The organism is Pseudoalteromonas sp. GutCa3 (assembly GCF_002836155.1).
Classification (GTDB): Bacteria; Pseudomonadota; Gammaproteobacteria; order Enterobacterales; family Alteromonadaceae; genus Pseudoalteromonas; species Pseudoalteromonas arctica.
This window is the reverse complement of record NZ_PJBK01000017.1, coordinates 18,430-38,081: the sequence shown is the minus strand read 5'-3', so window position 1 is coordinate 38,081 and position 19,652 is coordinate 18,430. Positions and strand designations below refer to the sequence as shown.

At 38.6% G+C, this 19,652-nt stretch carries 17 protein-coding genes; 11 read left to right on the top strand and 6 right to left on the bottom strand.

The window, feature by feature from the left end:
* Nucleotides 1-39: 39 nt before the first annotated feature.
* The 3 genes from CXF64_RS02320 to CXF64_RS02310 all read right to left on the bottom strand — a co-directional run bounded on the left by CXF64_RS02320 (nt 40) and on the right by CXF64_RS02310 (nt 4,988).
* Nucleotides 40-1,392 (bottom strand): hypothetical protein, encoded by a 1,353-nt coding sequence (locus tag CXF64_RS02320; RefSeq protein ID WP_007585662.1) that lies wholly within the window; start codon nt 1,390-1,392, stop codon nt 40-42.
* A gap of 104 nt (nt 1,393-1,496) precedes the next feature.
* Nucleotides 1,497-3,947, bottom strand: coding sequence for a TonB-dependent receptor (locus tag CXF64_RS02315; RefSeq protein WP_007585660.1), 2,451 nt, complete (start codon nt 3,945-3,947; stop codon nt 1,497-1,499).
* Nucleotides 3,948-4,562: 615 nt separating this feature from the next.
* Nucleotides 4,563-4,988: a hypothetical protein gene (locus CXF64_RS02310; RefSeq protein WP_007585651.1), complete on the bottom strand. Its 426-nt coding sequence runs from the start codon at nt 4,986-4,988 to the stop codon at nt 4,563-4,565.
* 339 nt (nt 4,989-5,327) lie between these two features.
* Here CXF64_RS02310 and ccoN point away from each other — a divergent pair, with 339 nt between their 5' ends.
* The 11 genes from ccoN (at nt 5,328) to ttcA (ending at nt 15,446) form a co-directional block, all read left to right on the top strand.
* The gene (ccoN, locus tag CXF64_RS02305) at nt 5,328-6,761 is read left to right on the top strand and encodes a cytochrome-c oxidase, cbb3-type subunit I (protein ID WP_007585649.1); all 1,434 of its coding nucleotides are present in this window, start codon (nt 5,328-5,330) and stop codon (nt 6,759-6,761) included.
* A gap of 12 nt (nt 6,762-6,773) precedes the next feature.
* Nucleotides 6,774-7,448, top strand: coding sequence for a cytochrome-c oxidase, cbb3-type subunit II (ccoO, locus tag CXF64_RS02300; RefSeq protein ID WP_010554062.1), 675 nt, complete (start codon nt 6,774-6,776; stop codon nt 7,446-7,448).
* A 6-nt stretch (nt 7,449-7,454) separates the two neighbouring features.
* Nucleotides 7,455-7,640 (top strand): cbb3-type cytochrome oxidase subunit 3, encoded by a 186-nt coding sequence (locus CXF64_RS02295; protein ID WP_010554061.1) that lies wholly within the window; start codon nt 7,455-7,457, stop codon nt 7,638-7,640.
* Nucleotides 7,637-8,671: a cytochrome-c oxidase, cbb3-type subunit III gene (gene ccoP, locus CXF64_RS02290; RefSeq protein ID WP_101216176.1), complete on the top strand. Its 1,035-nt coding sequence runs from the start codon at nt 7,637-7,639 to the stop codon at nt 8,669-8,671. The genes CXF64_RS02295 and ccoP overlap by 4 nt, the downstream gene beginning before the upstream one ends.
* 149 nt (nt 8,672-8,820) lie before the next feature.
* On the top strand, nt 8,821-9,312 hold the full coding sequence (locus CXF64_RS02285) for a FixH family protein (RefSeq protein WP_101216175.1): 492 nt from the start codon (nt 8,821-8,823) through the stop codon (nt 9,310-9,312).
* A gap of 8 nt (nt 9,313-9,320) precedes the next feature.
* Nucleotides 9,321-11,696: a heavy metal translocating P-type ATPase gene (locus tag CXF64_RS02280; RefSeq protein WP_101216174.1), complete on the top strand. Its 2,376-nt coding sequence runs from the start codon at nt 9,321-9,323 to the stop codon at nt 11,694-11,696.
* The gene (gene ccoS, locus CXF64_RS02275) at nt 11,693-11,860 is read left to right on the top strand and encodes a cbb3-type cytochrome oxidase assembly protein CcoS (RefSeq protein ID WP_002963071.1); all 168 of its coding nucleotides are present in this window, start codon (nt 11,693-11,695) and stop codon (nt 11,858-11,860) included. Before CXF64_RS02280 ends, ccoS begins: the two co-directional genes overlap by 4 nt.
* Entirely contained in the window at nt 11,853-12,524 is a 672-nt protein-coding gene (locus tag CXF64_RS02270; protein ID WP_101216173.1) for a sulfite exporter TauE/SafE family protein, read from the top strand. The genes ccoS and CXF64_RS02270 overlap by 8 nt, the downstream gene beginning before the upstream one ends.
* 69 nt (nt 12,525-12,593) lie before the next feature.
* Nucleotides 12,594-13,331: an FNR family transcription factor gene (locus CXF64_RS02265; protein ID WP_101216172.1), complete on the top strand. Its 738-nt coding sequence runs from the start codon at nt 12,594-12,596 to the stop codon at nt 13,329-13,331.
* 103 nt (nt 13,332-13,434) lie between these two features.
* Nucleotides 13,435-14,361: a universal stress protein UspE gene (uspE, locus tag CXF64_RS02260; protein ID WP_007585634.1), complete on the top strand. Its 927-nt coding sequence runs from the start codon at nt 13,435-13,437 to the stop codon at nt 14,359-14,361.
* 170 nt (nt 14,362-14,531) lie between these two features.
* Nucleotides 14,532-15,446, top strand: coding sequence for a tRNA 2-thiocytidine(32) synthetase TtcA (gene ttcA / locus CXF64_RS02255; protein ID WP_007585631.1), 915 nt, complete (start codon nt 14,532-14,534; stop codon nt 15,444-15,446).
* Between the two features lie 68 nt (nt 15,447-15,514).
* On the opposite strand, the gene CXF64_RS02250 is transcribed toward ttcA, so the two are convergent.
* The 3 genes from CXF64_RS02250 to CXF64_RS02240 all read right to left on the bottom strand — a co-directional run bounded on the left by CXF64_RS02250 (nt 15,515) and on the right by CXF64_RS02240 (nt 19,638).
* A complete protein-coding gene (locus CXF64_RS02250; protein ID WP_101216171.1) occupies nt 15,515-16,576 on the bottom strand; it encodes a hypothetical protein in 1,062 nt (353 codons plus the stop codon).
* 55 nt (nt 16,577-16,631) lie between these two features.
* Nucleotides 16,632-17,702 (bottom strand): hypothetical protein, encoded by a 1,071-nt coding sequence (locus CXF64_RS02245; RefSeq protein ID WP_007585627.1) that lies wholly within the window; start codon nt 17,700-17,702, stop codon nt 16,632-16,634.
* A gap of 610 nt (nt 17,703-18,312) precedes the next feature.
* Nucleotides 18,313-19,638 carry a methyl-accepting chemotaxis protein gene (locus CXF64_RS02240; RefSeq protein ID WP_101163322.1) on the bottom strand — a complete coding sequence of 442 codons (1,326 nt, stop codon included), beginning with the start codon at nt 19,636-19,638 and terminating at the stop codon, nt 18,313-18,315.
* Nucleotides 19,639-19,652: the final 14 nt, after the last annotated feature.

Below are 19,652 nucleotides of genomic sequence, written 5' to 3'. Positions count from 1 at the left end.
GGGACTGATTTTATCAGTCCCTTTTTTAATTACTAAAATTCATTTTTTGGAGTAGATAAGCTCAATATTAACGATTTTACTACGATTTAACGTTATTTTATAGCGTTGGTAGAGTGTTCTATCTTCCTCAGTTAGCACAAGCACCATGTTTAATTGATAACGCCGTTCAACCGCCTGCTTAGAAATTTTATTACTATCTAAATGATATAACTTCCCTTCACCACGCTTTAAATAACGCGCAAATGGTGCAAGACTAAATTGCAGTGTTTGTTGCAGTGTATCGTAACCGGGTAAAAATTCTTTGGCACTAACACGTGTCTCACTTGCAAAGTGTAACCACTGCGCGGCTTGTTTATTTTGCTGACGACGCTTTGAAAAAATAGATCTAACTTCTTTAGGTATTTTTTTAAAGCGTGTGTATTCAAGCCAAATTAGCTGACTCGCTATTTTGTCTTTGGTAATACTATTTTTAAAACTAAATCGCCACTTAGGTCGCCCTTGTACAATAGCTCGCCAGATCATACGTGTAATGTCTTCTTTAAATATTTCACGTAGTCCGTAAATGACCCCCAAAATTAAAATAAGCGTCGCGGTGACTTCAGTAAACGTTGAGCGGGCATTAAGTATCACAACCATCACAAATGCCATGATAACAGCTGTTACAGTGCCTTTAACTAATCGTTTAAGGTAGCTGTTAAGAAAACGCGTTTGGCGCTGTAATATAACGCCATGCTCAATTAAACGTTGTAACAAGCGCATTTTATTTGTTATTCGATTTGCGTCTTGCATGGTGGTTTCAGAATTGTAGCTTTTCTCTGCTCGGTACGTATTTTCGTTTTTACAAAACTGCAGTAAATCGTTACGCTCTTTTGCATAATCGCTACTACGTGGGCCTTCATCTAAAAGCTTTAAAAATGATTGCTCAACATGCCAACTTAAATAGTTGTCAGCATTGGTAAAAAATGGAAGTAGTTTTTCGTCATCTGGTGTGTAGCGACGCAGCTTTTTTAAAAGCCCTTCACTTTGTTCATATACTTCGTTAGCGCGTTTATAAAAGTCTTCTGCTTCATCAATTTTTAACGCGTCTTTAATGTCGGCATCAAGGGCTAAACGCACTTGGTAACAAAATAAATTAAGGTTTTGACGGTAATCTTGCTGCTCACCTTTGTTTTTACTAACAAAACGGCTTCGTACTAATGGCAAGTGTATATTGTTAGCGTTGTATGCTAAATGTGATTTAAAGTGGTTATTAAAGTAAGATTCTTCGGTAAGCGTTTGCGGATTAATCCCCATTTCATTAGGGATAGAAAAATACAGATCTATGCGCTGTTCAGAACGAGGAGTTAGCTCTGGTTCAATGACAAAAGATAAGTTTTCATCTTGTTTTAACAATCAGTTCTCCTTCTAAAATATCTTTTTAGTGTACTTGTCTCCTTTGTTTTGTTCAATAAAAAAGGCTCAGTAAATACTGAGCCTTAATACGATTAATGTGCTAGTTAAAACTTGTAGTTTACACTTGCAAAAACACGTGAACCAATTACATCATAAACTTCTGGAACAGTACCCATATCGTTACCACCTAATACTTTCTCAGGCTCTTTATCGAAAATGTTGTTCATGCCACCAGTAAATCGTAATGCATCATTCAAGTTGTAGCTCATTGAAATATCGTGGTAAATAACGTTGTCAGTACTAAAGTTTTCACCGTAGTAGTCACCATCCATTCCACGAAGGAATCTTGCGTTATAAAGGATATTTAATGAATCAGTTAGATCGTAATTAACTGAAAGGTTAGACTTTATTTTAGAGTAACCACCGATGTTGCCATCAATAGTACCTGTGTAATTAATGTCATCTTCTTCAAACTTAATTAAATAAGTTGTATCAAGGTTTATACGGTAGTTATCTGCAGAGTAGCTAATATTCCAATCAACACCTGACGTTTCTTGAGAACCTACGTTAGTTAGTGCTGAACTTAGGTTAGATAAGTCACCAGATTGTGTAATGTTTACTGATGAACATGATTCTGAGTCACCTGCAAAACAGCTATTCATTTCGTTTTGAACATCTAAGCGAGTAATCGCATTAGTAATATCAAACTTCCAGTAATCTAGAGTTGTTGATAAACCGTCAGCTACTTCCCAAACCATACCAAAAGTGAAAGAGCGACTTTCTTCGGCTTTAAGATCGTTATCACTTGTGTAGTTTACAAGTATTTGAGCATCTTGTTCGTTGCCCCATGGATCAGCTAGGTAATCGTACGAACCTGAGTTACCACCAAACAGTTCTGATACGTTTGGTGCTCTAAAGCCAGTAGCTAATACAGAACGAACCATAAACTCTTCAGTTACATTCCACGTTGCACCAAGTTTCCACGTTGTTTCGCCACCAAAGGTAGAGTAGTTATCGTAGCGAGCAGCACCTTCAAGGGTAACAGTCTCTAATACCGGCATAGATGTTTCAAAATAGATAGACTGTACTGAGAAATCACCTTCAGTTGGATCTTGTTGTGCAGCTGTGCTCTCACCAAGCTGAGTAATTAGATCTGGTGTGTAGTAACCACTTTCAAAGCGGTTTTCTACACCGATTGCGTAACCAATATCACTTTCTGTTACTGCGCTGTAACCAGCTGAAAGAATAAATTGCTCGTTACCACCTTCGTTTGACTCAGTATAAATTGAATCGTTAGATGTTAATAAGCTACGATCTAAAGAATCACCGCTGAACCAAAGAGCTTGGTTTGCATAAATGCTTTCTTCAACTCGACTTGCATTAATTGAGTTTTGAACTTTATCTTTTGAGTCATTACGACCGTAAGTTGCACTTACATCCCAGCTTGCATCGTTATCTAATAAACCTTGTAATGCAACAGATACACGGTAAGTGTCAGTTTCTTGCTCATAAATACGAGGACCAGCATCAACCATTCTTCTTCTGTACTCTAAAGAGTCAGCAAGATCGCCTGTATCTGCGTCACGGAAGCTATCTGTGTAAGTTGAATCCAAGCTAGAAGTACTTAAATCAATACTTGCTGGTTGTGGTGCAAGTTGTTGATTAGATTCACGACGTGTATACATCAAATCAACATTAAATGTAGTGTCTGAGTCTAGCTCTTTGTCAAAACTAGTAAATAAGCTGTATAGCTCATTAGGTGTTTGAGCATAGCTTGATGTTGTGAAGTCGTATGAAGTAGTTCTATCTGCAAAAACACCATTACCCTGGTAAGTTCTGCCGCCCAGTGTTCCTTCAGGGATAAATGAAGACTCGCCAGGCTCTACAAAACGACGATCCGACTGAATTACTTCACCACGGTTTGAGTATTGAGCACCAACAACTAAGTTGCCATCGGCAATATTCATTCCGTGTAATAAACTAACACCGTAGTTATTGCCATCACCTTTTGTAGTGCGGCTTCCTTCAACGTTTAGCTCTGAACCTTCAAAATCTTTCTTTGTTATAATGTTAACAACACCAGCAATAGCATCAGAGCCATATACTGCAGACGCGCCGTCTTTTAAGATTTCGATAGATTTGATCATTGCTACAGGAATGGTATTTAAATCAACAGAAGAATCTGCGCCGGTACCTGAAGAAACCATACGACGACCATTTAATAATACCAGTGTACGTTGCGAACCCATACCACGTAAGTTAACTGTCGCAGAACCACCTGAACCATTATTACTTGAAGCGCCTAAGCTAATACCAGCAGCTGATGGCTGAGTAGAAAGTATGTCAGCAACAGATGTGAAACCACTTTTTGCAATGAAGTCATCACCGATAACTGTGATTGGGCTTGCTGTTTCCATATCAGTACGGTTAATACGAGAGCCCGTCACCTGAATTTTTTCAATTGATGTAGCTGCTTCGTCAGCCGCTAAAACTTGCACACTTGAGAACATTGGTATTGCTGCAATTACAGCTAAGCCAAGAGTTGATTTTTTCATGAAAGAACCCTACTTGTTGAAGTTTACCTTTATTGGTAATGCTCACTTGTTATAAGAATAGTGAGTCAGATGGGCAACTTAGGCGCTTTTAACTGAACGAAAACTTAACGCCAGTACGCTTTTTATCAACCAACAAAATAGAACAACTCTTTTGGGGACATACGTTACAACTTGTTTCATTGTTAACGAATAAATACATTTAAATATCAATAGCATAAACAATTTAAGATACTTAAATAACACAGTTGAAACCAAACTGGTCAACTTTGTAATTCAATGTAATTAATCGAATTGTGTACCAAATTCAGATAAATTAACAAGTTAATCACAGCAAATTATTAAAACCGCAAAACTAAATGTTAATTACTAACCGAATTTACGCATGTTTGGTGCTTAAATAGCTTTATCTGACTACTTTGCGGTTTTTTTGATTAGACTTTTTGTTCAGCCACAATTAAAACTGTGTCTTTATTGAATTAGTTTCATATTATAAAAACTTATATTGGCTACTTGATTCAAATAGCAGTTTTAGTGATCTTCTCGCTTAAATAATCGTATGGATAACAATGCAAATTGCTAATGGTAAATGGATTGCATGAAAGTTAGGTATTAAGCCTAATACGTTACATAAAAAGAGTAATTTAGTGTTTGTATTAAAGAGGTTGTATTATCTTTGACTGTTAGCTCTAAATTCCAGAGCATATTTTGCTCAGAACAAATGCCAACCATGGTATTACTCTGCCACAGGCCATTATGTTTTTTAAATTGCTGAGGAATGTAACCCATATACATAGTAATGCCTTTAAGCTTGGCATCTTCAATTGTAAGGTTTGTTGGCAAATCACTAAAAATAGTAAATGGAGTTTCGGGAGAAAGAGTTTTCTCGCTTAACCATACTTTAACATCATTTGAAAAAGTACAAGGCAAATTGGCTGTGCATGTGGCATTTTCTAGAAACTTTTCATCTGTATTTTTGGAAAAATCACATGCTGTTAATAAAAAAAATACCGCCGTGAATAAACTTAATCTATATATAAGCATAACAATTTCGCACTAAAGAAAAACAAATACTAATAATCGCGACTGCAAATAACAAGTGCGAGTGTTACTATTAAGCCAAATTAGGCACAAACTGTATCAAAAAATAAACAACAAGCTCACAAACATTGATTGATGTCATAATTTTATGTAATTGACCTATCTTTTTTAGGCCAAAAAATTTATCATTTCACCCGCAAAAAATAAGGGTTTCTCAAGTTTATTTTCTGAAGCTTTCATGTATTGAAAGTTTTAGATAACACGCTTGAGAAAATAGTAGGCCCCACTTTTAAAGGTGGGTAATTCATTTCTAAACGCATTTATTGCAGCGGAAGCCAGAAAATGAGCCAAACAGTAGCATCACAAACTGAGTATAACTATAAGGTTGTACGCCAATTCGCTATTATGACAGTGATTTGGGGCATCGTTGGCATGAGTATTGGGGTTCTGATTGCTGCCCAATTAGCTTGGCCAGCACTTAACTTTGATACACCATGGTTAACTTACTCTCGACTACGTCCGTTACACACGAACGCAGTAATTTTCGCATTTGGTACCAGTGCACTTTTTGCGACGTCTTATTACGTCGTACAACGTACTTGTCAAACGCGTCTTTTCTCAGACAAACTCGCCGCCTTTTCTTTTTGGGGCTGGCAGCTAGTTATTGTATTAGCAGTAATTACATTACCACTCGGTATTACTAGCTCAAAAGAATACGCAGAACTTGAATGGCCAATCGATATTTTAATCGCTGTGGTTTGGATTGTTTACGCTATTGTATTCTTTGGTACTTTAATCAAGCGTAAAGTGTCGCACATTTATGTTGCTAACTGGTTCTATGCTGGCTTTATTATTACTGTTGCAGTACTACACATTGTAAACAGCATGGCAGTGCCTGTGTCGTTAACTAAATCATATTCAATCTATGCAGGTGCCGTAGATGCGATGGTTCAGTGGTGGTACGGTCATAACGCTGTAGGTTTCCTACTTACTGCTGGTTTCTTGGGTATGATGTATTACTTTGTACCTAAACAAGCAGGTCGTCCAGTGTACTCATACCGTTTATCGGTAGTTCACTTTTGGGCTCTAATTTCATTATATATCTGGGCTGGTCCTCATCACCTTCACTACACGGCGCTTCCTGATTGGACGCAAAGTTTAGGTATGGTTATGTCTATTATCCTATTCGTACCGTCTTGGGGTGGTATGATTAACGGTATTATGACGCTATCTGGCGCGTGGCATAAACTACGTACTGATCCAGTACTACGCTTCTTAGTTGTTTCATTGTCTTTCTACGGTATGTCTACGTTTGAAGGTCCAATGATGGCAATTAAATCTGTAAATGCGTTATCTCACTACACAGATTGGACAATCGGCCACGTACACTCAGGTGCACTAGGTTGGGTTGCTATGATTTCAATTGGTGCTATTTACCACTTAATTCCTGCGTTATTCGCGCAAGGTCGTATGTATAGCGTTAAATTAGTTAATACCCACTTCTGGTTACACACTGTAGGTGTTGTTTTATACATTGTTGCAATGTGGATTTCAGGTGTAATGCAAGGTCTAATGTGGCGTGCAGTGAATGCTGACGGTACATTAATGTACAGCTTTGTGCAGTCTTTAGAAGCGTCGCATCCTTTCTATATCATGCGCTTTGTAGGCGGTGTATTCATCGTAACGGGTATGTTAGTTATGGCTTATAACGTTTACCGCACTATTTCAGCTGAGAAAGAATCTCTGAAACTAGACGCGCAAGCACAATTAGCATAACGGAGTGAGATGATGAGCAAGAAAAATTCACAAAACAAACATGAAATAGTAGAAAAGAACGTTGGCCTTATGGCTATTCTGACTGTTTTTGCTATTAGCTTCGGCGCGTTAGTTGAGATCACTCCGCTAATGTTTCAAGACGATACAACTAAACCAGTGGAGGGTTTACGCCCTCTTAACGCTTTAGAAATGGAAGGCCGCGACCTTTACGTACGTGAAGGTTGTTCTAACTGTCACTCACAAATGATTCGTCCTTTTCGTGATGAAGTTGAGCGTTATGGTCACTACTCTGTAGCAGGCGAATCAGTATGGGATCATCCGTTTTTATGGGGTTCTAAACGTACTGGTCCTGACTTGGCTCGTGTTGGTAAGCGCTACTCGGACGATTGGCATTATGCTCACTTAGTTGATCCACGTGCTGTGGTTCCTGAGTCAAACATGCCAGGCTTTCCTTGGTTAGCAGAGAATACGGTTGATACAAGCCTTACTCTGAAAAAACTACAACTTTTCCGTGATACTTTTGCTATTAACCCAGAAAACCCAAAACATCCGGGGTTAGGTTATGGCGATGATGCAGAGCTTCAAGCAGATGTTGATAAAGTTAATGCTATGAATGATGGCAAAGGCGCAACAGAAATCCAAGCTCTCATCGCGTATTTACAGCAACTTGGTACCCACTTGAAGTAAAAAATTATGGATTACGGAACATACAGAGGTATTTTGACTCTGGTAATTTTAGTATTGTTTATTGTGATTGTTGCATGGGCATATAGCAAGCGAAGCAAAACTCGTTTTGACAGCGCAGCTAATGCAATTTTTGAAGATGAAAAAAAACATGACAACACGCTCTCTAACGAGGAAAAGGAGTCTGAAAAATGACTAGCTTTTGGAGTATTTGGGTTATTGTATTAACCCTTGCATGCTTATGCATCATCTTTGGCTTATTAGTTTGGAACTTAAAAAACTATGCAGGCGTAGAAGAAGGTGAAAGCTGTGGACATGAATTTGACGGCATTGAAGAGCTAAATAATCCACTACCAAAATGGTGGACTTACATGTTTTTCGCAACTTTTGTTTGGTCGGTATATTACCTTGCAGCTTTCCCAGGTTTAGGTAACTGGGAAGGTTTTGGTAAATGGACTAGCTCTAACCAAGGTATTACGTCTTTAGCTGAATCTAAAAAAGCAGTTGCAGAGGCAAAAGCGGATGGTCGCTTTGTAAAACTTGATAAAGAGTACGAAGCTGCAGAAGAGCGCTTTGGTCCTATTTTTAATAAACTTGCACAAGTACCCGTTTTAGATTTAGTTAGTTCTAAATTTGAAGGTGATGCAGCGCAGCAAATAGCACTTGATAATGATAATAAACATGAGCAAACAGATGGCCAAGTCGCCATTGAAATTGGTCAGCGTTTATTCTCACAAAACTGCGCGCAATGCCATGGCTCTGATGCACGTGGTGGTACTGGCTTCCCTAACCTAACTGATAAAGATTGGTTATATGGCGGAACACCTGACAAAATTAAAGAAACACTTCTTTATGGTCGTATTGCAGCAATGCCAGCTTGGGGTCCTGCTCTTGGCGAACAAGGCGTTAAAGAAATGACAGCACATGTGCTGAGCCTTTCTGGTCGTACTGTTAACCAAAAAGACGCAGACGCAGGTGCCGCTAAGTTTGCAATGTGTGCCGCATGTCATGGTGCTGACGGTAAAGGGTCGGTTGCACATAACCTACCATTTGGCGCGCCTAACCTGACTGATAACATTTGGTTATATGGTAGTTCTCAACGTGCTGTTGAAGAAACGCTTAACCACGGCCGTGCCGGTGTAATGCCTGCATGGAAAGACATTTTAGGTGAAGATAAGATTCACTTATTAACTGCCTATGTTTACAGTTTATCGCAAGATAAATAAGCACGCGGTTAATAAAATGTTTATAAATTAATTTATTTAATTCAATAGATTAATCCAGATCAAAAAAGCCTCCACTGTGAGGCTTTTTTTTAGTCTTTTACGTATAATTCCTATAAAATAACGCTTCCTAAACTAATTTTAGAGACACTATGCAACCTACTCCGTGGTATAAAAATTTTTGGCCTTGGTTTTTAATCTTTTTTCCGTTAGTTGCCATTATTGGCTGTATTAGCTTATTTATTACGGCAATAGGTAACGGTCCAGATATGGTTGTTGACGACTACTACAAAAAAGGTAAAGCAATAAACTTAGAACTGACTAAGTTTGAAAAAGCAAAAGCACTTTATTTACATGGCGAATTAAATGTAACCAACGACCGCGTAAGCTTTAAGTTTACAAAAGGCGACAGCAGTAACGTGCATGTATTAAAGCTCTCGTTTTATCATCGCACCATTAAAGCGCATGACTTTGAAGCAACACTTACTCCTAATGCCAATCAGGAATTTACTGCATTACTTAATGAGTATACACAAGGCGCCTACTCAGTCTTTATTGAGCCAATCGATGGCAGTTGGAAAATGAAAGAAAATATAACGTTACCAACTGAACAAACCGTTTTAGTTACTCCTAATTATAAGTAGTAATAACTATGTCTAACTCTTGCTTTCATTGCCTTGAAAGTGTGCCAAACGGATTTAGCGCAAACGTTATAATTGACGATAAAGCTCAGCCAATGTGTTGCATTGGCTGCCAAGCTGTTGCGCAAAATATTGTTGATCAAGGTATGACCGATTATTATAAATACCGAACGGTTCGTGCTGGAAAGGTCGAACAGCTGGTACCTGAGCAACTCGCATTTATAAAAAGTTATGACAACGAAGACATTCAAGACGAATTTATAGCCACTAACGATAATATCTCAGAGGTATTATTGAGCGTTGAAGGTATAACCTGTGCCGCTTGTGCATGGCTTATAGAAAAACAACTCTTAAACTTAAACACAGTAAAACGTGTTGATGTAAATACATCGACCAACCGCGCGATGATTCAATGGGACAAAACCACCACCCCATTGAGTGAAGTTATTACTTCCCTAGCTAAAATTGGCTACAAAGCCTACCCGTTTCAATCAGATATTGAAGCTAAGCAAAAGCAACAAACTGCCAAAGCCTATATTCGCCGCTTAGGTGTTGCAGGCTTAATGACCATGCAAGTAATGATGTTTGCGTTCGCCATGTACTTTGGCATGTTTTCAGGCATGGACAGTAACTTTGAGCAGTATTTTAGATGGATCAGCTTGGTACTGGCCTCCCCGGTTATTTTATATAGCGCACTGCCCTTTTTAACCAATGCTATAAATGGCTTAAAAGCAAAACAGCTCAATATGGATTTACCCGTATCACTGGCTATTTTTGGCGCATTTGGTGCAAGTTGTTACGCCACATTTATGCAAGTCGGCGAAGTGTATTTTGAATCTGTATGCATGTTTACCTTTTTACTGTTATTAGGTAAATATCTTGAGTTTAGAGCGCGTTTAAAAGCGAGCGAGTTTACTGCCAATTTACAAAAGTTATTACCATTAACAGCCCGCACCATTAACGAAAGTGGCGAAGAGCTTATAATAGCGGCTAAAAAACTAAAACTTAATGACGTAGTACTTATTAAAGCAGGTGAGACAATTCCTGCCGATGGCGAACTCATTAAAGGCAAAACCACGGTTGATGAGTCAATGATGACCGGCGAACATCAACCAGTAACTAAATTTATTGGCCACAATGTCTACGCCGGCTGCGTTAACCACGACGGCGTTATTGAAATAAAAATTAATAAAATTGGCCAAAATACGCTTTTGAATCAAATTATACGCTTACAACACAACGCATTAACCAAGCGCCCTAAACTGGTTGAAATTACAGATAAAGTTGCGCAATGGTTTATAGCGTGCCTGCTTATATTTGCTTCACTTACAGCTATTGGTTGGTACCAAATTGATCCTGAACACGCATTTTGGATCACTATTTCGGTTTTAGTTGCTACCTGCCCGTGTGCCCTGAGTTTAGCCATACCTACCGCGCTCACATGTGCAGTGGCAACGCTTACCCGCAAAGGCGTATTAATAAAACAAGCGCATGTGCTCGAAACGCTCTCACAAATTACTTTATTTGCATTTGATAAAACAGGCACACTTACGCAAGGTAAATTTAGCCTTGATGAAGTAGATATAATCGATAAACAATATACAAAAGCGCAAGTGCTAGATATAGCAGCCATGCTAGAGCGTTATTCTGAACACCCTATCGCCAGTGCATTTGATGAGTTTACGCCAGCTCACCGCAGTCTTAATAACGTTGAAGTACATCCAGGGCTGGGAATTAGCGCACAAGATGCAACTAATCATTACGCAATTGGTAAAAGTGGTTGGTTTAATAGCAAAAAATCGAATGCACAAGCGAGCTTGTATATAAATGAGCAAGTTGTTGCACGCTTTTACTTTGTTGATAAAGTAAAAAGCGATGCTAAAAAGCTCATAGACTCACTTCAATCGCAAAACTTAACCTGTCACATGTTAACCGGTGACGCGTCAGATGCTGGGCAAAAAGTAGCTAAGCAACTTAAACTTGAAAGTGTGCAATTTGGATGTTCTCCACAAGATAAACAAACCGCCGTTGAGCAATGGTCTTCACAAAACGAAGTGGTTGCAATGGTAGGTGATGGTGTAAACGACAGCCCGGTATTTGCCAGTGCGCACTTATCTATTGCTATGGAAACCGGTGCAGACATATCAAAAAATAGCGCCGATGTAGTGCTTCTTAATAGCGATTTAGCCTCCATTGGTCACTTACTTAATGTAGCAAAACAAACCAGACGTATTATTAAGCAAAATCTTGCGCTGTCTTTATTGTATAATGCTTCAATATTACCACTGGCAGCGTTGGGCTTAGTTGCTCCTTGGATGGCTGTTATTGGCATGTCTGCCAGCTCGATTATTGTGATTAGTAATTCACTAAGGCTATTAAAGTTATGAGCATAATTTACATTTTGATCCCTATCGCCATTTTGTTCGTCATTATTGCTATTGGTGTTTTCTTTTGGGCTGTAAAAAGCGAGCAGTTTTCAGATTTAAACAAGCAAGGTCATAGTATTTTGTTTGAAGATGACAAAGAGCAACATAACAAAAGTAATGATTGACCCTCTTTATACCAGCGCATTTTTAATGGGACTAATCGGTAGCGGTCATTGCATTGCTATGTGTGGTGGTATTGCAAGCTCATTACAACTGGCAAGTGACAAGCGTAAAACATTTACCTATTCATTTGCTTATAATATTGGACGCGCACTGAGCTATATGGCTGCAGGCGCACTTGTTGCTGGTATTAGCAGCCAATTTGCAAGGCAAAACACCTCCTTCTCTTTAGTACTTTCGTTCATTGCAGCTATTTTTATGCTCCTCGTTGGCGTGTATATAATGCGCTTGGGCCCTACTTTGCAATGGTTAGAGAAAATTGGTAAAACCTTGGTGTGGCAACACATTGTTAAGCTAAATAAATATTTAATGCCTATTAACTCTCCTTTTAAAGCCTTAGGTTACGGTGCTTTGTGGGGCTGGCTGCCTTGTGGTTTAGTATATTCAGCGCTTACATGGGCGATGACTAGCCCAAGTGCGTTAGACGGTGCTTTAGTTATGTTTTGCTTTGCTTTGGGTACTTTTCCCGCGATGATCACATTAGGCGTTACCGCTCAAAAACTAAATACTATTATTAACCATCCATGGACCCGAATTGTATTAGGCAGTGTTATAATTTGGTACGGTATTTACTTATTGATTATTGCAACAGACAAGCTGGTACATTAATCTTCAGGACGTGTTAACCTCTAAATATTATTTTTGCAGCAATGTATAAAAATTTAAACGGATTAAATTATGGATTTCTCTCAAAGCCGCACTAAAGGTAATTGTGCTATTAGCTGTAATAACTGCAGTATTAGTCAATTGTGTTTGCCATTTTCACTTAATGGCCAAGAAATGGATAGACTTGACGAAATCATTGAGCGAAAAAAACCGCTACATAAAGGTGATTACCTATTCGAATCAGGTGCACCTTTACACGCTATTTATGCAGTTCGTTCTGGCTCATTCAAATCGTACACGTTATCGGAGCGAGGTGATGAGCAAATTACCGGCTTTCATTTAGCGGGCGACCTAGTTGGTTTTGACGCAATAAGTAAAATGACTCATCCTAGTTTTTCGCAAGCACTTGAAACGTCAATGGTATGTGAAATCCCATTCGATACTCTTGATGAACTATCAGGAAAATTACCTAAACTTCGCCAACAAATAATGCGCTTAATGAGCAGTGAAATTACATACGATCAAGAAATGCTGCTATTACTCAATAAAAAATCAGCAGAGGAACGCTTAGCTAGTTTTATTTATAACTTGTCGGAGCGTTTTGGTGAGCGTGGTTTTTCGCGTAAAGAATTTAGATTTACAATGACTCGTGGCGAAATTGGTAATTACTTAGGTCTAACTGTAGAAACGATTAGTCGTTTATTAAGTCGTTTTCAAAAAGCTGACTTAATTAAAGTAGAGGGTAAATTTATTACAATTTTAGATAATGATGCCTTGGCTAAAACAGCGGCGATAGTTAAGCCTCGCTAAATTAAATAGTTTGATTTAGAACAACAATTTATATGCTACCCCTTTAACTGTTTTATATTTACGTTACACTAAATGTACACCCGTTAGGTAAATGGAGTAGCATATGAACACTATTAAACGCATTATTGCGGTTATTGACCCCACCAAAGATGATCAACACGGTTTAGCACGTTCAATAGATTTAGCTAAAAAATCTGGCGCAAGTATTACCGCCTTTATGACGGTTTACGACTTCTCTTACGAAATGACGACAATGCTATCTGGCGATGAACGCGAAGCAATGCGCGATGCCGTACTAAAAGATCGCCAGCTATGGCTAAACGATTTAGTTTCCCCTTACAAAGATATAAATATTGAAACCCAAGTGGTTTGGCATAATCGTCCTTACGAAGCCATAATCGATACTGTAATTGATGAAAAGTACGATTTAGTAATTAAAGGCACACATCAACATGGTGCACTTAAATCAGTTATTTTTACCCCGACCGATTGGCACTTAGTACGCAAATGCCCAGCTCCGGTATTATTTGTAAAAGAAATGGCATGGCCAGCAAACGGTAATATTTTAGCTGCTGTAAATGCGGTTAGTGAAAACGAAGAACATGTAGCACTTAATAAACGCGTTATTAAAGACGCACAATATTTATGTGAACTTGCCAACGCAAAACTTAATTTAGTTAATGCCTACCCTGCAACTCCTATTAATATTGCCATCGAAATTCCTGAGTTTAACCCAGGACTTTATAACGAATCAGTTAAAAAGCATCATCATGAATCAACCAATGCACTTGCTGCAGAGTTTAATTTAAACCCAGAGCAATGTTTTATTGAAGAAGGCCTGCCAGAGGATGTAATCCCTGATGTAGCGAAGCGGTTAAATAGCGAATTAGTTGTTATTGGTACCGTAGGTCGCACGGGCTTAAGTGCCGCTCTTGTAGGTAATACAGCAGAGCATGTAATTGATAGCCTAGACTGTGATGTACTGGCACTCAAACCCGATGGTTACGTGAGCCCTATGGCAAAGGATTAATTTTAAGCCTTATGTACAAGTTATAAGCGAGTTATTTTTACGTGTTAATAAGGCATGTTTAAATCAATTTTAATTACATCCTAAACTCGCATATTCAGGTGGTTTGGGTATAATACGCCCCTTTATTTTTAGCAAATAACTTTGCTGTATTGTTTTACTAGGGGGCGTAATTGTCACACTCAGATCAAGCTAAAGCTCAATTTAACTTAAATAAGCTGCAAAAGCGTTTACGTCGCCAAACTGGTCAAGCCGTTATGGACTTCAATATGATTGAAGAGGGTGACCGTATAATGGTATGTCTTTCTGGCGGCAAAGATAGCTACACAATGCTTGAAATGCTTCAACATTTAAAACGTGTAGCACCTATAAAGTTTGACCTAGTTGTTGTAAATCTTGATCAAAAACAACCTGATTTTCCTGAGCATGTTTTACCCCAGTATCTTGATAAATTAAATGTTGAATACAAAATTGTAGAAGAAGATACTTACAGTATTGTTACCGATATTATCCCTGAAGGTAAAACAACGTGTTCACTTTGCTCACGCTTACGTCGTGGTATTTTATACCGCACAGCAAAAGAGCTAGGCGCTACTAAAATAGCCCTTGGGCATCACCGTGACGACATGATTGAAACATTGTTTTTAAATATGTTTTACGGCGGAAAGCTAAAAAGTATGCCGGCTAAATTAATGAGTGATAACGGCGAGCATATGGTTATTCGCCCACTTGCATACTGTAAAGAAAGCGACATAAGCCAATACGCATTTGTACAAGGTTACCCTATCATTCCGTGTAACCTATGTGGCTCGCAAGAAAACTTACAGCGTAAACATACAAAAACAATGCTCGCTAAATGGGATGCGGAGCACCCAGGTCGTATTGAAAGCATTTTTACAGCAATGCAAAACATAGTGCCTTCACATTTAGCTGACGCCGACTTGTTTGATTTTAAAAACTTACAAACAGGTGAAGTAATTGATGGTGGCGATATAGCCCTTGATAAACCAGATATTCCTAAAGTGCCTGTTGCTAATGAGCTTGATGAACAAGAAGCGCCAAGTGTAGTTACTATAAATCTAAGCTAACAAATTTAAGGGGGTTGTATTTATGTACAACCCCCTTAAATTTACCAATTCAGCATTGCGTTCTATTTTTAACTCTCAGCTAAGCCTTGTAAAAATTCCAAACTTAACTTTTCTTGTGCATTAGCCTGATATGGTAATTGCTGCAAGCTATCGTACGAAAAATCGTTAATATCAAAATGACTTATTTCACTATTCCCAAAGCTGTTTCGCTCACCTGGGCTTGGCGACATTCTCTCAATAACAAAGTCGCTTAAGCGCATATCTGTAATGCCTTGTGGTAATACCGACCAGTGGGCTTTCAAATTAAGTGTTTGGCTTCCTTGTGCTAACCGCTCTTTAGATACTAAATGAGCAAGTGGTGTATCGCCACTGTATAAATTAGCCCTAACACGATACAAACCACTTTTTACTACCGCTATGTTAGCTGGCAAAATCATGTTTTCGTTTTGTGCATAAGCAGTTTCAAAACCTGTTAAAGTTGCACTAGGCGGCATATATTGAATTTGTGCAACTACGGGAACTTTTTTACCGGCAACATCACCCTCTACAAACACTTGTAAGCTACGAGGGTAATCTTCATCCTCTTCAAATGTTATAATTGCTTCACCGTCACGCGCATTGCCTGTATGGGTATTTAACACTTCTTTTGTATCTGTATTTGCAAGCTCAACGACCACTTTTCCAAGCCCTTGAGCGCTTATCTTTATTGTTATTTCTTCTGGGTATACAAAACGATATTGCTTAAGACTTAACGTTAAAGCATCGCCACTTTCATCAATAGGGCTCGATACCGGGTAGAATTGATTTGGCTTTAATCGATCTTCATCTAATGGACTCAATGGCTGAGAATAAGGAGGAAATTTAAGTGCACTTTCATATTGCATAACCACTTGCTGCGCTGCTTTTGTTAAGTCTTCATTAAACGCGATTTGTTTTTTTGATTGTGTTTTTTTTGCTGTAGGTACATCTATAGGGATCACTTTTACTGGCGATAAATCAGCTACGCTCGCTCTGTGTTTAACCTGAGGTGTTATTGGCTCAGCAACTTTATGAGCATCATTTTTACCTGTAAACCATAGCGAGAATAAAATAGTGCTAATAATTAAAGCAACGACATAAAATTTTTTCATTTTTATATTTCAATCTTTTATAAGGCGTATAGTTTTTAACTACACGCCTTGTATGTTATGGAATCACATTATAAATAAGTGCTGATGCGCTTAAATTATTTGAATCCTTAATATAACGATATTGTTTTTTCCAAAACCAACTACCTGTAGTTTTATCAAACGTATTAAAACCTACAGTGTCACCTTCCACATTTACGTTATTCATGGCTATTGTTACATTACCTTTTCGCTGCGCGTTATGTATTTCGTTATGGCTATAACTGTCACTCATCATCATTGGATAATGGTTTGGCATAAAGCTACTTACTGCATCACCTTGCGATTTTAAATGGCCATTTGTATCAATACTGCTGCTACAACTTCCAAACGAGCCAGCCGAACTGGCACCACATGAAGAGTGCGATGCAACAACCGAATCATCATTGCCTTTTAAAAAACCACCCGTTAAACCCAAATATGCATTTCCATCGGCAACAAAGCGTAAACGTGGCGTACGTGCATCAGGAAATGGAGATATTTTACGTGCATTATTCACTTTTAAATCGTGTAATACACCAACGGCCTCGGTTACATCACTTCCTAGCCACCATTTGAGTGCTGCATCGACCGCAAAGTTCCATGATGCGCCAGTTAAAGCACTAACAGCTACGTCAGCCAGCTCACTTCCACCACCCGCGCCTGCTAAATCAAACGTAGCAACAATATTAAGCGGCTCTAAGCCTTCGTTTTCTAACCAGTTTTCTTGATTATCAATAATATGGCGTGCAACTAAGTCTCCTGTTGAATGTGTTACAAATACACAGCCATCACTGCATAAATTAGAGCGTGAAATTTGCTTTAGCTTTGGCCACACCCAATCGGTAGCAATTTTACCTTCAATACGTTCATAAGCAGGCCAATCAATTCGCTCATCTGCACGATTATTCCAGTACGATTGCCAATATGTTTCACCATCATTGATTACATCACTACCCGACTTATTTGTTATTTGCGAAGTTTGTAACCCATGAATTAATATAATTTTGTAGTCTTTACTCGCTGCAGAAAAGCTCATTAACATAGCTAACCCCGCACCAATTAGGTGGCTTGGCTTAATTAATTTGTGTGTGCGCTTTGTGTTGTTCATACAATTCCTTAATGTTGTGTACTTAATATTTTATTATCATTTAAGGTATTCATGTTGGTTTACATAAGCTTGTCAGCTTAGGTGTTCACTAGGGTCTGTTGTTCTTTGCGGATTAAAATTTGTTCAAACTAGAGGCTATTTAATCACGGCGCGAGATTTGTAACCTAGTGGGCTCGGTAACTGCTCCTGCGTTACTCTACTGGCTTACATCCATGTAAGAATAAGTAAAAAACGAGCAACAAAGAGTAAATAGCCTCTAGGAAGTACCCTTTGGGCAGCGTCTGTTTGGCATTAATGCTACGTTATCGCCTATTTATGGGGAACAACCACACTACTTAGGCTCTGCCTTGCCTAAATACCAAACAGACTGCTGCAAATTTAACCTTGAAAGATCAACAGACTCTAGTATTAGGAACAACGAACAAAAATGCAACAACTTATTATCATTTAGGGAAGAGAAGAAACTTATTTCATACCGATTAATGAGTTAATAGAGGTATAGTTGTTATATTTGAAATTATTAGATGGGTTTCAAGGGGTATATTGAGGGTAGTAAGATTAAAGCGGATACCATTGAAAGTGCCCGCTTTAGAGTAAGGACGAAGCTAATCTAACCGTTAGCTTTAAGTTCACTGGTAAATTGCCCAATCGCATTTACAACTTCTTGTGCACCTTGTTGGATCTCTTGCATCACTTCACCAGATTCTTTAGATAACGCCAAGCCTTGCTCTGCCTTCTCTTTACCTTTTTCTATTACAGCCACCGTATTTTGGGTTTGTGATTGGTTGCGCTGTACAACTTCTACAATTTCTTCTGTTGCTTTTGAGGTACGCGATGCAAGCAATCGAACCTCGTCTGCAACCACAGCAAAGCCTCGCCCCTGCTCGCCAGCTCTTGCCGCTTCAATTGCGGCATTTAATGCTAATAAATTTGTTTGCTCAGCAATACTACTAATGCTTTGTACAATACTCGATATTTGTTGCGACTGCTGATCAAGCGCTGAAATTTCATTTGCAGCTTGCTCCATGTTAATAGCCAGCTCAGTCATTACTGCGACTGTATCTTGTATAACGCTCGCGCCTTGCTCTGCTTTTTTATCAGTTTGGGTTGAGGTGCTATAAGCAATTTCGGCAGCTTGTGATATCGCAATTTCTTGATTTACTTGATCAGTGATAACAGTTGCAAACTTCATTACTTTATAAAGCTCATTCGCGTCATTTGAGATTGGGTTATATGACGCTTCTAGCCAAACAATGTTGCCATGTTTATCTACGCGCTTAAAGCGCTCAGCAATAAACTTACCTTCTCTTAATTTAGCCCAAAATTGCAGATATTCTTGGGAGTTGTACTCTGAAGCCTCACAAAATGTGCGATGGTGCTTTCCTATTAATTCACTTTCTTGATAACCCATTGCAGCTAAAAACTGATCATTTGCTTTTAACACATGGCCCTCTAAATCAAATTCAATTACCGCCATAGAGCGATATATCGCTTTAATAGTGTCGCTTTGCTCGCGAGAAGCCGTAATTGTTTTTGTAAGCACACTCCCGAATATAGAAAAATAGAGCAACTGATCTTGCTCCCCTTTTACAGGATGTACTATTAAACGTAACCATTCAGCTTTGCCATCGCTGCGCATAACTTGTAATGCACCGCCCCAATGCCCTTCTTTTTTTATAGCTTGCTGTAGGCTTTTAAATTCTGAAGATTGGCGAGACGAATCTGTAATAAAATCATCAAAAGAATTATTAGTTAGATCGTCTTCACTGTAGCCTAGGTTTTCTAAAAATCTATCGTTGGCGTGCGAAATTCGGCCATCATAAAGAATGTTCAGTACTAACATCTCTCGGTAAAGCCCTTCCCACACTTGTTGTAATGGATAGAGTTCTGCTTTTAAAGAGGCTATTTCATTTTGTTTATTTTTTGAAAAAAACATTAATATCCTTACTA